The 15,136-nt window shown below is 52.0% G+C and carries 15 protein-coding genes; 10 read left to right on the top strand and 5 right to left on the bottom strand.

Annotated features, from left to right (window positions below; genetic code table 11):
- Positions 1-18: 18 nt before the first annotated feature.
- The 6 genes from ABLV17_RS20285 (at position 19) to ABLV17_RS20260 (ending at position 5,461) form a co-directional block, all read left to right on the top strand.
- Positions 19-1,323, top strand: coding sequence for an aromatic ring-hydroxylating dioxygenase subunit alpha (locus tag ABLV17_RS20285; RefSeq protein WP_308957851.1), 1,305 nt, complete (start codon positions 19-21; stop codon positions 1,321-1,323).
- Positions 1,323-1,802 (top strand): aromatic-ring-hydroxylating dioxygenase subunit beta, encoded by a 480-nt coding sequence (locus ABLV17_RS20280; RefSeq protein WP_308957850.1) that lies wholly within the window; start codon positions 1,323-1,325, stop codon positions 1,800-1,802. Before ABLV17_RS20285 ends, ABLV17_RS20280 begins: the two co-directional genes overlap by 1 nt.
- Before the next feature lie 7 nt (positions 1,803-1,809).
- On the top strand, positions 1,810-2,550 hold the full coding sequence (locus tag ABLV17_RS20275; protein ID WP_047080380.1) for an SDR family NAD(P)-dependent oxidoreductase: 741 nt from the start codon (positions 1,810-1,812) through the stop codon (positions 2,548-2,550).
- A 24-nt stretch (positions 2,551-2,574) separates the two neighbouring features.
- Positions 2,575-3,543, top strand: a complete 969-nt coding sequence (locus ABLV17_RS20270; protein WP_308957849.1) for a PDR/VanB family oxidoreductase — start codon at positions 2,575-2,577, stop codon at positions 3,541-3,543.
- An 11-nt stretch (positions 3,544-3,554) separates the two neighbouring features.
- Positions 3,555-4,049 carry a flavin reductase gene (locus tag ABLV17_RS20265; protein ID WP_308957848.1) on the top strand — a complete coding sequence of 165 codons (495 nt, stop codon included), beginning with the start codon at positions 3,555-3,557 and terminating at the stop codon, positions 4,047-4,049.
- A gap of 131 nt (positions 4,050-4,180) precedes the next feature.
- Positions 4,181-5,461 carry an MFS transporter gene (locus ABLV17_RS20260; protein ID WP_113372983.1) on the top strand — a complete coding sequence of 427 codons (1,281 nt, stop codon included), beginning with the start codon at positions 4,181-4,183 and terminating at the stop codon, positions 5,459-5,461.
- A 43-nt stretch (positions 5,462-5,504) separates the two neighbouring features.
- Here the strand turns inward: ABLV17_RS20260 and ABLV17_RS20255 are convergent, their stop codons facing one another.
- The 4 genes from ABLV17_RS20255 to ABLV17_RS20240 are packed head-to-tail and all read right to left on the bottom strand — an operon-like array spanning position 5,505 to position 10,320.
- Entirely contained in the window at positions 5,505-6,503 is a 999-nt protein-coding gene (locus ABLV17_RS20255) for a hypothetical protein (RefSeq protein WP_087859705.1), read from the bottom strand.
- A 13-nt stretch (positions 6,504-6,516) separates the two neighbouring features.
- Positions 6,517-9,000 (bottom strand): fimbrial biogenesis outer membrane usher protein, encoded by a 2,484-nt coding sequence (locus tag ABLV17_RS20250; RefSeq protein WP_348854570.1) that lies wholly within the window; start codon positions 8,998-9,000, stop codon positions 6,517-6,519.
- Between the two features lie 18 nt (positions 9,001-9,018).
- Positions 9,019-9,702: a fimbria/pilus periplasmic chaperone gene (locus tag ABLV17_RS20245; RefSeq protein ID WP_015369880.1), complete on the bottom strand. Its 684-nt coding sequence runs from the start codon at positions 9,700-9,702 to the stop codon at positions 9,019-9,021.
- A gap of 51 nt (positions 9,703-9,753) precedes the next feature.
- Entirely contained in the window at positions 9,754-10,320 is a 567-nt protein-coding gene (locus tag ABLV17_RS20240; protein WP_308957845.1) for a fimbrial protein, read from the bottom strand.
- 350 nt (positions 10,321-10,670) lie between these two features.
- Between ABLV17_RS20240 and ABLV17_RS20235 the strand changes: the two genes are divergently transcribed.
- The gene (locus tag ABLV17_RS20235) at positions 10,671-10,916 is read left to right on the top strand and encodes a hypothetical protein (RefSeq protein ID WP_015369878.1); all 246 of its coding nucleotides are present in this window, start codon (positions 10,671-10,673) and stop codon (positions 10,914-10,916) included.
- A 32-nt stretch (positions 10,917-10,948) separates the two neighbouring features.
- Here the strand turns inward: ABLV17_RS20235 and ABLV17_RS20230 are convergent, their stop codons facing one another.
- Positions 10,949-11,422: an Lrp/AsnC family transcriptional regulator gene (locus ABLV17_RS20230; protein WP_032706451.1), complete on the bottom strand. Its 474-nt coding sequence runs from the start codon at positions 11,420-11,422 to the stop codon at positions 10,949-10,951.
- A gap of 138 nt (positions 11,423-11,560) precedes the next feature.
- Here ABLV17_RS20230 and ABLV17_RS20225 point away from each other — a divergent pair, with 138 nt between their 5' ends.
- The 3 genes from ABLV17_RS20225 (at position 11,561) to fimE (ending at position 14,793) form a co-directional block, all read left to right on the top strand.
- Positions 11,561-12,172 (top strand): LysE family translocator, encoded by a 612-nt coding sequence (locus ABLV17_RS20225; protein WP_087859711.1) that lies wholly within the window; start codon positions 11,561-11,563, stop codon positions 12,170-12,172.
- An 833-nt stretch (positions 12,173-13,005) separates the two neighbouring features.
- Positions 13,006-13,611 (top strand): tyrosine-type DNA invertase, encoded by a 606-nt coding sequence (locus ABLV17_RS20220; protein WP_087859712.1) that lies wholly within the window; start codon positions 13,006-13,008, stop codon positions 13,609-13,611.
- A 585-nt stretch (positions 13,612-14,196) separates the two neighbouring features.
- Positions 14,197-14,793 carry a type 1 fimbria switch DNA invertase FimE gene (fimE, locus tag ABLV17_RS20215; protein WP_087859713.1) on the top strand — a complete coding sequence of 199 codons (597 nt, stop codon included), beginning with the start codon at positions 14,197-14,199 and terminating at the stop codon, positions 14,791-14,793.
- Positions 14,794-15,136 lie beyond the last annotated feature (343 nt).

The raw sequence follows: 15,136 nt of genomic DNA, 5'->3' as shown, positions 1-15,136 counted from the left end.
GATATGTGGAGAGTGACAATGTCTGAATGTATTCCGGTAAAAAATATCGATACCAGCCATACCGCCGAAACGCTGGCGGCACTGGTGCAAAGCGACCGGGTCCATACCTGTCTCTATACTTCCGAGGAAATTTTCGACCTCGAAATCGACAACATTTTTAACCGTACCTGGGTATGGGTCGCCCACGAGAGCGAAATCCCTGACGCCGGCAGCTATAAATCCTCGATGGTGGGTACCCAGCCGGTGATCGTCGTGCGCGATCGCAAAGGCAATATCAACGTGCTGCTCAACCGCTGCCGCCACCGTGCCGCCACCGTTTGCGAACATCGCAGCGGGAAAACGAACGGTTTTACCTGCCCGTATCACGGCTGGGGCTATGGCCTCGACGGCGCGCTGCGCGGCGTGCCGCATCCGGAGAGCTACGGCGATACGCTGAACAAATCTGAGCTCGGCATGGTGCGCCTGCGCGTTGAAAGCTACGCCGGAATGATTTTCGCCAGCTTCAACCACGACATTGAACCGCTGACCGACTTCCTCGGCCCGGCGATGAAATGGATGGATCTGTTCATGAAACAGGGGGCTGGCTACGCGCTGCAGGCCACCACCGCGCACCGTTTTCGCTTTCCCGGCAACTGGAAAATCCAGTTGGAAAATACCACCGACGGCTATCACTTCCCGATCGTCCATAAGTCGTTTTTAAGCTCGGTCGATAAACAGACCGAAGAGATGCTCAACTTCGTCGATGGCAAAGGCTTCGTGGAAGATCTCGGCAACGGCCACAGCGTGATGGTGATGATCCCCGAGCTTATCGATCTGGAAGACAATCTCGATGCGCCAATCCCGGATCGCTTTAGCGAACTGGCCCAGGCCCTGCGCGAGGAAGGCCACGACGAGCAGCAGGTGCGGCGCATCGTACGCGCGGTCGGCGGCAGCGGTTTTAACCTTAACCTGTTCCCCAATGTCGCCTGTTCAATGGCCTTCTTCCGCGTGCTGCAGCCGATATCGGTAAAAGAGACGGAAATTCATCACATGGTGCTGACCATGAAAGATGGCCCGGCGATTGCCAACCAGGCGCGCCTGCGGCTGCACGAACACTTCCAGGGGCCGATGGGCTTCGGCACCCCCGATGATTCAGAGGCCTGGGAGCGGGTGCAGCGCGGCGGCGGCGCGGGCGACGATCTGTGGATCATGCTCAACCGCGGCCTGCCCGGCGAAGTCCGCACCGCCGACGGCCTGCGCAGCGACGTCAGCGCCGAAACCGGCATGCGCGCCGCCTATCAACAATGGAAAAAGTACATGACCGCTGATAACCGGGGGCAATAATGAACACATCACCTATCCTCAACGCCGCCATTCAGTTTATTAACCAGGAAGCGGACCTGCTCGATCAAGGCGAATTCCGTGAATGGCTGGCGCTGTGGCGCGCTGAGGGAATGTACATCATTCCCATCGACCAGCAGACCACCGATTTCGCCAACGTGCTCAACTACGCCTACGACAACCACGAGATGCGGGAAAAACGCGTGCAGCGTTTATACAGCGGCGAATCGATCTCCACCACCCCGCGCGCGCGCACTATCCGCATGAGCGGCCGTTATCGCCTGCTCAGCGCCAGCGATGAGGTCGTCGAAGTCCGCTGCGCCCAATTCCTTTACGAGTACCGCAAGGGCAATGAACAGCACTACGCCGCTGACGTCACCTGGACGCTGGCGCCGGAGGGCGACAGTTTCCGCATCCTGCAAAAGGTCGTACGCCTGATTAACGGCGACGATTACCTGCATAGCATTGGCTACATCCTGTGAGGACTTTATGACACGTAGCGTACTTATTACCGGCGCGGCCAACGGCCTTGGGCTGGTTATCAGCCGCCATCTCTGGCAACAGGGCTATCAGGTGGCGATGGCCGACCTCAATCTCGATACGGTCACCCGCAGCGCGCAGGAGATCGATCCCAGCCAGCAGCGGCTGCTGCCGCTGGCGCTGGATATTCGCCAGCCGCAACAGTTCAGCGATGCGCTGGCGCAGATCCGCGCACGCTTCGGCGAACTCGACGTGCTGGTCAACAACGCCGCCTTAACCCTGACTACGCCGATCATGGAGATCGACGTGGAGGAGTTCGATCGCGTCACCAGCACCAACCTGCGCGGCACCTTCGTCGGCTGCCAGACCATCGGCCGCTATTTCAGCCAGCGCCAGCAGGGCAGCATTATTAACCTCGCGTCGCTGGCCGGGCAAAACGGCGGCACCGCCTCCGGCGCCCACTATGCAGCCTCCAAAGGCGGCATTATTACCCTGACCAAAGTCTTCGCCCGCGCCCTGAGTAACGCCGGGGTGAGCGTCAACGCGATTGCGCCGGGGCCGCTGGATCTTCCTTCCGTTCGCGCCGCGGTGCCGGAAGAGAAAATGCCGGCGCTGCTGGAGATGATCCCGATGAAGCGGCTTGGCGATCCGCTGCTGGTCGCCCGCGCGGTAGAACTGCTGGCGGCGCCCTCCGCCACCTTTATCACCGGTGCGACCTGGGATATCAATGGCGGCATTTATATGCGTTAAGCCCTTCGCGGGTGGAGAAAAACTATGGCTGAAACATTGACGGTACGCGTCATAGAACGCGAAATTCAGGGAGCCGAGGTGGTAGTCCTGACGCTGGCCTCGCCGGACGGCGCTCCCCTGCCCTCGTTTAGCGCCGGGGCGCATATCGATCTGCATCTTGGCGATGGCATCGTGCGCCAGTATTCGCTGTGCGGCAGCGCCCATCACCCGCAGCGCTATCGGTTGGGGATCCTCAAGGATCGCGCCTCGCGCGGCGGTTCGCTGGCGGCGCACGCTTTACAGCCCGGCGACGAGGTGCAAATTAGCCCCCCGCGCAACCTGTTCGCGCTGGAGATGTCGGCGCCTCATAGCATTCTGATCGGCGGCGGCATTGGCATCACGCCGATGCTGGCGATGGCCGATACGCTATTTCGCGCCGGGAAATCCTTCGAAGTGCATTACTGCGGCCACAGCCGTGAGGGAATGGCGTTTCTGGCCGAGCTGGCGGATTGCCACTTTAGCGCGCACGTTCAGCTACATATCAGCGATGAAAACGACCGGATCCGCCCTCAGGAACTCCTGACGCCTCACGCCGCCGCCGGCCACCTGTACGTTTGCGGTCCGGAGGGTTTTATGGCGTGGATTAATGAAACGGCGCAGGGGTGCGGTTTCAGCGCGGAGCGGCTGCATCAGGAGTATTTCAACCGCGAGGTCGAAACCAGCGGCGGCAGCTTTGAGGTTGAGGTTCCGGAACTCAACCTTAGCGTTACCGTCGGCGAAAACGAGACCATCGTCGCCGCGCTGCAAAAGGCCGGCATCAAAGTGAAAGTCTCCTGCCAACAGGGCGTCTGCGGCACCTGCCTCGCCAACGTTTGTAGCGGCGTACCTGACCACCGCGACGAGTATTTAACCGAAGAAGAACGCGAAGACAACGACCAGATCCTGCTGTGCTGTTCGCGGGCCAAAACCCCGCGGCTGGTTATTGAAGGCTTCGAATACGTCAAACTGAAATAACGGGTATGACTATGAACCTGACATCTGATTTTCGTAATGCCATGGCGCAACTGGGCAGCGCGATCACCATTATTACCACCGATGGCCCGGCGGGCCGCTTCGGCTTTACCGCCTCGGCGGTGTGTAGCGTGACGGATTCACCGCCGACGCTGCTGGTATGCATGAACCGCTCGTCCTTCGCGCACGGCAAATTCCAGCACAACGGCGTGCTGTGCGTTAACGTGCTCTCCGGTCAGCATCAGCAATTGTCCGGGATTTTCGCCAACGGCCAAATCCGCTCTGAAGAGCGCTTCCTGCACGACGAATGGCTGGCGCTGGAGACCGGCTCGCCGGCGCTGGCTTCCGCCGTAGTGAACTGCGACTGCGTCATTGCCGACAGCCACGAAGTGGGCAGCCACAGCGTATTTTACTGCGAGGTCAAACAGATCCGCTTCGGCAACCCCAGCGACGGGCTGGTCTGGTTTAATCGCCAGTTCCACACCCTTAGCATGGCGTCGTGCCGCTAAGTTTCATCATAACCATAAAAACCCAGCCGACCCATCGCCCGGCGCCAGCAGGCGCCGCCTGATTCACCTGCACTGGAGTTAACCTTATGTCTGGAGCTGTGAGCGGTACAACGGTCCCCCCGGCGCAACCTATGCGCAAATTAATCATCGGGTCTTTTCTCGGCAACTCGCTGGAATGGTACGATTTTTTCCTGTACGGCACCGCGGCGGCGCTGGTCTTCGGGCCACTGTTTTTCCCCGCCACGAATGACCCGCTGCTCGGTTCATTTTTAGCCTTTTCCGGCTTCGCCATCGGCTTTATCGCCCGCCCGCTCGGCGGCGTGATATTCGGCCATCTCGGCGATCGCTACAGTCGCAAAATGACGCTAATCATCACCCTGACGCTGATGGGCGCCAGTACGTTCTTAATTGGCCTGCTGCCAACCTACGCCCACATCGGCGTGCTGGCGCCAATCGCCTTGATTACGCTGCGCTTTGTACAGGGCGTGGCTTCCGGCGGCGAATGGGGCGGCGGGGTGTTGATGCTCAGCGAAAACGCGCCGGAAAGCCAGAAAGGGTACTACACCGCCTGGAGCCAGGTAGGAGTCTGCGGCGGGTTTGTTCTTTCTTCGCTGGCATTCTATCTGGTACAGCTGCTACCACAGGAAGAGGTGATGTCGTGGGCGTGGCGTATTCCGTTTTTGCTCAGCCTGTTTATCTTTCTGGTCGGCGTCTATATTCGCCGTAACATCCAGGAAAACGCGGAATTCGTGGCGCGCAAAGCAGAAAACGACAGCAAAAATGAGGCCCATCATTTACCGGTACTCAGCGCCTTTAAAAATCATCCACGAGCGATATTGCAGGCAATCGGCCTGCGGCTGGCGGAAAACGGCGCGGTGTATATCTTCTTCACATTTTCAGTGGTCTATTGCAAACATATCGGCATCGACACCCGCGACCTGATCGCGGCGGTCACCATCGCTATGACGGTGGAGATCGCCACGATTCTCGGCTGGGGATGGCTTTCCGATCGCATTGGCCGTAAGCGGCTTTACTACATCGGCGTGATAGGCATGGCGCTGGTGGCCTTCCCCTTCTTCTGGCTACTGAATATGCACACCTTCCCGGCGATGCTGCTCGCCATGCTGTTGGCATTGCCATTGTGCCATGGCGCGATGATTGCCGCGCAGCCGTGTCTGATGGTGGATCTATTTCCGGTGGAGGTACGCTACACCGGGCTGGCGCTGGGACATGAGATTGGGGCGGTGATTTCCGGCGGTATTAGCCCGATGCTGGCGGTGGCTTTTCTCATGATGTGGGATAGCTATATCCCCATTGCGCTGATGCTGCTGGCTTTCGCGCTACTGGCGCTGGTGGCGCTGGTGAGTATTCGCCAGCAGCAGTTGCGACCTGAACCGGTCGCAACCACGTAAACCACGTACACCGCGCGCAAAGGAAGGCGCGCGGTACAGAAGGTTAGTTATTGTTCACCACGATAATGACCCGGCTTTTAATCGTACCGCCGCGGATATTCTCGCCATATTTCATCGGTTTGATTTGCAGATAGATCGGGTTGTTGCTGCCATGCCGGGCCTCCTCGTCGGAGTGATAAAGGAAACCGCTGCCGTACTGGAGTTCCCCGCCCTGGCTATCGCGCAGATGAAAACCGACTTCTCCGGCGCCGGTGGCGGCATCCTGATCGTCATTCTTCAATATTTTGCTGGTGCCGGCAAAGCCGGAGGCGGCGACAAAGTAATAATCAATTTTACCGGGCGTCAGTTCGAATACCGCCGACTCGTTCTGGCTACAGTCGATATCAACGCTTTCCATGCGATATTGCGCTTTGTCTTCTTTAATATCGAAGTAGCTGTAATCGCCCATATTGATGAGACGGCTCGGGACGTCAAAACCGCAGGTCATAATATTAATCTGCAGGGTGACGTTAAAGGTGTAATTGATGGTTATCACATGGCAATCTTTATTGCCTTTACAGTACTCAAAGCGCATCGAGTAAAGCAGTGGAAAGGATTCTCCTGGCCTCACCTGCGTCCCGACCGCCGCGCCTTCTTTAATCGTATAGCGAATACCGATCACGCTGTTGAAGATATCCGCTAAGTTATAACTCTGATTTTTTATGATATTACCATCCGCAAGCGCGTTGAGTTTTGCAGGATCGAGAGAAAACTCCATCACGTAGGTTTTACTGCCGACCACCACGTAGAAGTCTTTATTGTCAGGGGGCGACGATGCCACCGAGACGCTGACATTTTGCGTACTGTTGCAGATAAAGTGAAATCCGTCGGCCTGAATATCACTGTTTTGGACATTCAATTCACCGCTGGCCGCCAGCGGTTTAAATGTGTAATTACCACTAGCGTCAACCGTCAGCGATTTAACATCCGGGGTGACATCACAGTTCCCCGCCCGCGCTAAAAAAGAGCATAAGCTTAATACCAGCAAAATTATCCATTTCATGAAAATCGTCCTTTTAGCGGCAGACATAGGTCTTACCTTCATCAATGGTATGTTTAAATGTAATGGTGCAGTAATGGCCCTGCTGCTTATCGACCGCGATGGTTATCGACGGCGGTACGTTATCGGTGCGGATATACAGCATGCTGCCCTGACCGACGACGCCGACATTCTGTCCGTCGTTATCTTCAATTTCATAGCCAAATTTCAGCGGCGTACCGTCCGGGCGTTCGGCGTGAATAAGCCAGGGTTGACGTTGATCGGTATCGAAACGCGCCAGCACCACCGCGCCGCGGTACGGAGCGACCGCTTTACGGTTGCCAATCAACTCGGTTTTGCTCTGCGTATTGGCGGTATTCAGCAGTAACGAACTTTCGCGATAGGGCAATACATGGTCGAAAATGACCGTTCCCTGCGCGTTGGTGGTGCGATATTTCTGACCATTGACGTAAGCATTTTCCAGGCCCGGCGCCTGAATAATGGCGAAGGTTTCCGATAGCTGGTTCGCGAAATTGACGCCGCCGGACCAGGCTACCACCCCGCCAGACAGGCTGCCGCTGGCCTGGGTATATTTCGACGACTGGCTGTAGCTGCCGCTCAGCGTCGCCAGCGGCGCGTTCCAGGTAAGGTTGCCGCCGGCGGTGGTTTCATGATTTTGCTGCTGCCGGCTAAAGTTCACACCATAATCAAACTGGTCTCGTTGGCCGCCGGTTCCGCTGATGCCGGTGTTATTGGAGGCAAAACCGTCGTTATCGAAGGTCGTCGAATTCGACAACGTCAGACGACGCGCCAGCACGCTATCACTCTCTCCCCAGATAAGCGGAATCGAAATGAAGAGGTTAAAGCGCTTATCTTCATGATGATCCTCATCATAGGTCTGGCTGGCCGAAATGGTCCAGGAAACCCGCTGCCAGTTATTGGTGTAGCTCAGTTGATAATCTTTATTACTGCCGCTTTTTCCCCAGTAATCACGCCATAAGGCGCTCAGTGAGAAAGACCCTAATCCTTCCGGCAACGACTGGCTAATATTGGCGGAAAAACTATTTTTACGGCCAAAATCATAACGGTAATAATCATCAATGTTGTAAACGTCATTATCATCATGGTGATAACTATTACGGTTCTTCGCCCAGACATGATCGTTAAAGGTGCGATAGTCGCTGGTTGAATAGCGATAAGCCGCCATACCGAAGCGTGTTTTAGTCTGAGTGAGGTATTTGTTGTAGGCAATCTGATAACTTTGTCCTTCAAAAGTACCGTTATCCTGATCGCTGCGCGCCCAGGTACCGTCAACGGATACCGCGCCAAGATGGGTATTCCACCCGGTTCCCATAGTAAAAGCCTGATAGTCGGTACCGAGCATGGTACCGCCATACAGGGTCAGCAGATTGTTCAGGCCATATTGATAGCTGGCCTGCATAAAGTCTTCCTGGTTGCTGGCGCCTTCGATATGGCTGCGCCCGGCGGCAATGTCATATTTAGATACCCCCTGCTGCAACATATTGGGTACCGAGGAATAAGGCACCAGGTAGGTGGTTACCGAGCCGTCGGCTTCCCGGATAGTGACATCGAGATCCGCCCCGCCGCCGGCGAGTTGTAAATCGGCAATCGCAAAAGGCCCCGGCGGCACCTCTTTCTGATAAACGGTAAAGCCGTTCTGCTCAATGGTTACCAGCGCGTTGCTCTGGGCAATCCCCTGTACGATCGGCGTAAAGTTCTGTTTTGAGTTTGGCAACATTTGCATGTCGCGGAACAGACTAACGCCGCGAAAGCGTACCGCATCGAAAATATCCGCTGAGGTATACATGTCGCCCGCGCGCAAGGTGCCTAAAATCGGCGCGAAGCCGCGTTCCAGATACAGGGTGTTGCTCTTCCAGTCGCCACCGCCGCTATCGGCCTTGCTGTAGGTGGCGTCAGAGTGCAACTGCCAGCTCAACAGGTTCAGCCCGCTGTTGAAACGGGCATAGGTGCTTTTGTTATTGCCGCTGTCTTTATAGTCGCTGTAATACTGGCTCAGATAATAAGAGGTATACAGCGCGTTAACGCCGCGGTCCCAACTTTCCGGCGCGACGTAGCCGCGCTCAAGATCCAGAACGTAGGCCTGCGGAATTTCTAAATCAAGCTGAAAAATATTGATATTAAAGGTATAACTGCCGCTCCGCACCGCAGATTTTAGCGTCATACACTGGTTATCTTTCACCATCTGCGCGCTATCCGCTTTGATTCCCAGCTGATTTAATAATGCCGATGACAAGCAGGTATCATCCGGATTACTGGCGACTACGATTGGATATTTACCACGCCATTGTTTATTGACGTAAATATCCAATTCATATTCCCCAGGCAGCGGTTGATTATCCGCGAAGCGAAAGCTTGACGATTTCTCACCTTTCATTCCGCCGATCATAAAATTGGTATCAAAAGTCTCCTCAGCGGCCTGCAACTGGCCGGATAATAAAACCAACAATATCATTGAGGAAAGCGGCGTCATCCTTAACATGGCCAACTCCATTATTTATTATTTTACATTGAGCCTGTCGCTAATAAAGTTCCCATTATCATCAATCATCGTTAGCGAATACTGGCGGGCGAGATTATTTTTTAAAAAAACATCCTGACTGGATAACGGCGCAAGCATAACGCTGCGCTCATTGACTTTAACGTTACTGAGTTTAATTTCAGTAATCGTCAACCAATTTGCCGAACCATTGGCAATATGCAGAGCGTTTTTGCGCGAAGACAACGAAATACTTTTAAACGTATCTTTATTTACCGCCGCGATACCTTTAGGGCGATAAAAAAGCTTAATGCGGTTTTGCATGGCAAACCGCAGCGTATTCGCCCCCTCACTGCCTGGTGTATTCGGAGGAATATCGAGTACGTTGAGATAAAACAGCGACTCTTTGTTCGCCGGAAGTTTGTTGGCTAACTTTTTAATTCGCAGCTGCTGACCGGAGTTACCCGTTATGCGCGCCACCGGCGGCGACAGCAGGAAAGGCACGTTGATTTTTTCCGGCGGCAACGAGGTATTGCCATCGTCTATCCACGACTGCACCAGTGAAGAGCGGGCGCCATGATTCATCAACTGTACGACCACTTCTTGTTTCTCAGCCGGATAGACAACCCGGGTACCGAAAATCACCACTCCGGCATGCGCGGGTTGCATAGCGATAAATAAGCCTGCTAATAAAATCCGTTTCATAGCACCACACCCTCAGCACAATAATTGCCGGCGAAACGCCGGCACAGGTCCTTACTCCGCAGATACGGCAATCGTTAACACCGAGCGGACTTCACCGGCGGTCACCGGAGTGGTGGCATTAATTCGTGCGTATTGCGCAGAGAAGTTCATTTGATAGACGCCATTGCCCACAGAAGTCACCGCCCGCGGCAAATTATTAACGTCATACATGGTATTTTCATTAATCTCCGAATCACCCAGTTTTAATTTAAAACCGACACCATTAGCAGAAGTTGTCGTCGCGATAGGATTAAGTACGCCGCCGGTAGTATAGGTCCCGCCGCTAATATCAATCGATTTCAATACTGTGCCTTCCGGGCAAACGATAGTTAATGGATCGCTACTGGTGGCGAAATTACCGGATAAGACTTCACCGGCCGCCATGCCGGCAAAACGGGTTGCATCAACATCAGCCAGCTGAATTGTACTGCTATAATCGGTTTCAAAACGACAGGAAGAATTAATAACATTACCAATAATAACTAACTCGCCCTGCTCTTCATTTGGCGCCGCAGCAAAAGCATTAACATTCATCAGCACGGTTGAAAATACTGCAGCAGCAATAATTGAACGCTTCATATAATATTCCTTTTATTAACAATTCCATTTAACTTCGCGGGGACTGAGAAAAATCTCATGCCGCGAGCATCGCACGGCCAAATACCCGCCACAACCTGATGAATAAGAATCGTTGATAAAAATCAATGCAAATACTTAAAGCGAATGAGCCCTGATGCCATATACGTAATCTCTTTAGCGTAATAAGCTAAAATACGTAGCAACGAGAATAATAAAATGAGAATTTGCCGGGCGTGTTTAATAATAAACTAAAAAAAAGAGAATTCAGCACATTTTGTGTCGATTTACATAAGATTACGAACCACAATTATAACATTCCGTGATTTATTTTTATATTTAAGGTTCCGACAATGAAAAAAATAATCCTGCCTCTGCTTACCGCCGCCCTGTTGCTGCCGACCCTCACCGCACACGCCACCTACCGCGCGGAAAAACGCCAGGATGCTCGCGATATTCGTCAGGATGCGCGCCAGAGTGGACGTGAAGAAAAACGTGAATGCGTGAGAAATGACGACAAGAGCAATATGCGCTGTCGCGAAGATAAGCGAGAAAATCGGCGCGAAGGCCGCCGCGACGCGCGTGATGAGAAGTGGTAATAACCATACTGCAATGCCCTGGCCGCAGGGCGTTAGCGGGAAGCGTTTAACGTTTCCAGTGGAAAAGGGCGATCTTGCACCACGGTTTTCATCACCAGCGTCGAACGTAAATGCTGCACGCCGGGCATCGCCGACAGTTTGTCATCATAGAGTTTCTGAAATGCGGGAAGATCCCGGGTAACGACATGCATCAGATAATCCGGATCGCCAAACAAACGTTGCGCCAGCACAACCTGCGGGATCTCCGCCACCGCCTCCTCAAAAGCGCTGACCGCTTTCTTATCGCCCTCTTTCAACGTGGCGAAAACGATAGCCAGAAAATTGAATCCCATTTTACCCGGATCGAGATTGGCGCGATAACCGGTAATCACCCCCTCTTGCTCCAGCGCGCGTAGTCGCCGGTGGCAGGGAGAGAGGCTCAAGTTTACCCGCTCCGCCAGTTCAGTTATCGACAGACGACCATCCGCCTGCAGCTCAGCAAGAATTTTTCGATCTATGCTATCCATTTGGAAGATTTTCTCTTTAAACGCCGGTTCAGGACATAACATTGAAAGCTCATTTCGCTTCTATGTCGATATTCTTTCTCACACGATAACCTAATTTTGCGAGTGTGTGATGTCTAATATCATTAAGGAGCGTTGCTGATGGAAATGAGCCTGATCGCCAGCTTCTGGGTAGTCTCGTTTCTGTTGATTATGACTCCCGGTGCCGACTGGGCCTATGCCATTAGCGCCGGTATCAACGGTCGTCGCGTGGTCCCGGCAGTGATGGGGCTGATGTCAGGTCATCTGCTGGCGACCATTGTCGTCGTCGCTGGCGTCGGCGTGTTGATCGCCGGCCATCCGCTGGCGCTATCAGCGATCACGCTGGCGGGCGCGGTCTATCTATTGTGGCTCGGGGTCATGATATTACGCCATCCGGCGGCGCCGAGCGCGGCGAAACAATCGGCTGGCAGCTGGAATAGATGGGCGGTTAAAGGGTTATGTATTAGCGGCCTTAATCCAAAAGTCTTTCTGTTGTTCCTCGCCCTGCTACCGCAGTTTACCGATCCCCACGGCAGTTGGCCGCTGGCACTGCAGATGTCGGCGCTGGGCGCGATGCATCTGATGACCTGTACGCTAATTTATCTGTTGGTCGGATACGGTTCACGCGCGGTACTGGCAGCCCGGCCGCAGGCGGCGAAGGGAGTAAGCATGGTTTCAGGGCTTATCATGATTGCCATCGCTATTATCCTGTTCTACCAGCAGTTAAGATAATTCGTAAGCGACGGCGCTCATAGGGTAACTTCTTTAGCGCCGCACCGTCTTACCAACTAATATAATCGTGGGTTACAGGTAGCTATTATGTTGCTAAACCAGGGAAGCTAGCTCATCTATTTTCATGAGCTCCTGAAGATGAATTATCTATGTATCATAAGCGGTTACGGCTGAGTGACCAACATCGATAACTTCCTAAAATTGCTGAAAAACTCCGATTAAGCCCCCCGTTAACTGATTACTTGAGCGGAAAATTCCGACTGCTCGATAATAAGTAAAATCTCTCTTTGAAACGTCTGCACATTTATTAACGCTATTCTCCCTACGATTTTTGCAGTATGGTTTAATCGCTGTTGTAGTGTTGCAGTGAATGCTAACAATCGCCGGACGCTGTTTGCCTACGGTAAAACATTTACGCAATACCAACCTGTTTATTGAGGCAATTATCCTCATGGATAACGGTCATAGCGTTATCCAGCCAGGACTCAGTTTATCAGCCGGTAGTCAATGACCTTGCTGTAAGCGCGCATACTCAAGAGGAGAAAGGATGAACAGGACGTGTAAACCCCCAGGAAAATCGATATACATCAAATGCCTGAGCGCATCGCATCAAAAATTCGCCAGCGCACTCCACTCCGACGGCGGGGAGACTTCATTATACCCACTGGATTTCGCGCAGCGTTACCGCGACACGGTCCTTGTTACTTGAGGAATATTAAAAACGATCCGCATCATGCTTACTTATAAAATGCGAAACCTATCTTCGGATCCTGTAATAGGCCAACCAGAGCCTATGGGATAGTAATGTACGCCTGCAATAGAAAGGGAACATAATGAAGAATAATAGCGAAATAAAAAAAAGGAACTTCCTGACTCAGAATGAAATCGAGTCACTACTTAACGCTGCCAATAGTGGACCACATGCTGCTCGTAATTATTGCCTGACATTGCTTTGCTTTATTCATGGATTTCGTGCCAGTGAAATTTGCCGACTGCGAATTTCGGATATTGATTTGCGTTCAAAATGTATTTACATCCACCGTTTAAAAAAAGGGTTCTCAACGACACACCCGTTGCTGAATAAAGAGATTCTGGCACTAAAGCGCTGGCTGGATATTCGTGATGAATATCCACAATCCACCAGCGAGTGGTTATTTCTATCACGTAAGGGTAACCCGCTTTCACGCCAACAGTTTTACCAGATTATTTCCGCCTCTGGCGATCAGGCAGGACTACCGCTGGAAATTCATCCGCACATGTTGCGTCACTCCTGTGGCTTTGCGCTGGCCAATATGGGCATCGATACGCGTCTTATCCAGGATTATCTCGGCCACCGTAACATTCGCCATACCGTCTGGTACACGGCCAGTAACGCCGGACGCTTTTACGGGATTTGGGATAAATCCCGCGAGAAGCAGAGAACGTCGCTTTTCCAGTAAGGTAACCTTACGCCACGGATGGCGTTTCGTTATCGGTGCATTGCATTTCCCCCTGCAGACATTGCAAACCCTTCCCACGGTCTGGCTGTTGCAAATTTGCTCTGTTTAGGCTGCGATAAAATGCAGCTTTCCTCATATATAGATTTTTTCTTGCGAAACATTAATAAAAATTAACCATACGTTAAATATGTTTATTGTTCTTAAAAGTTCTTATTTAGAACATGAAAAAAAACGTTCCTATGCACCTGTAAACCATCAGGATATTAGTTCGTTATTTATTGTTAAATTAATCCTTTCAGCACATGTTTTCCGTTCAATAAATAGCTGGCATTAACTTTTTTCCTTGCTATTTTATGCACCTGCCCGCGACCTGGCACAGCTCTATTGTGGTAAACAATAAAATAGATAAAAATAAGAATTATCGCGTAGCGGTAATTTATGTTTGTGTAAATGTAATGTGATACCTGTTGGTCTTTATCCCTCTCAAATAATACGGGCTTTCCATTCAGATTATTTTTTATGCATCCTGAGATTTTTTCTCAGGCTGTTCCTTGCGAGTAAACTTAAATTCAGGAGCTTAAAATTGTGAACCGACGTCGTTTTCTCACCGCCAAAGAAGTACAGGCAATGATGCAGGCGGCCCAGCACGGCCCAACCGGCGAACGAGATTACTGTCTGATCCTGTTGGCGTTTCGTCACGGGATGCGTATCAGCGAATTACTCGATCTGCACTATCGCGATCTCGACCTTAACGAAGGACGCATCAATGTCCGCCGCTTAAAGAACGGTTTCTCTACCGTACATCCGCTGCGTTTTGATGAACGCGAAGCGATAGAACGCTGGACGCAACAACGGGCCAACTGGAAAGCAGCAGGTAAAAGCGATGCACTATTTATCTCGCGCCGCGGTACCCCGCTTTCACGGCAACAGGCTTATCGTATTATCCGCGCCGCCGGGGAAGAGGCAGGAACCGTGACGCATACGCATCCACATATGCTGCGCCACGCCTGCGGCTATGAGCTAGCTGAAAGAGGGGCAGATACCCGTTTGATCCAGGATTATCTCGGACATCGTAATATTCGCCACACTGTCCGTTATACCGCCAGTAATGCAGCGCGTTTTGCCGGGATATGGGAAAGAAACAACCTTTTAGAGGAAAATTTACAAGCGCGGAAGAAATAGGATAACCAATTGATAAAAAGGAAAATTTTTAAGATTGAACAAGTCAATTGGGGCCAAACTGTCTATATCATAAAAATGTTTTGTAATCTTTTGCAACTGACAAGTGCATATTTCATCAAAAAAAATCTTATCTGATTGATTTACATTAACTTCTATAACGACCTTTCTTTACTTATCCTCCTCCGACTATCTACCACACACTCACTTCTCAACATTGAACTCAAGCACGTCGTTTTTCCATACCCGGCAGAGCCGTAGTTTTTAAATCCATTAAATAAATAAAAATCAGTATATAAATCCAAGAATACACCAACATAAACAAAATAAAAGCCATAAATCCCGA

Source organism: Klebsiella sp. CN_Kp091, assembly GCF_040065095.1.
In the GTDB taxonomy this organism is placed as follows: Bacteria; Pseudomonadota; Gammaproteobacteria; order Enterobacterales; family Enterobacteriaceae; genus Klebsiella; species Klebsiella aerogenes.
Note: the sequence above shows the minus strand (reverse complement) of the source record. Positions and strands in the feature narration are given on the sequence as shown.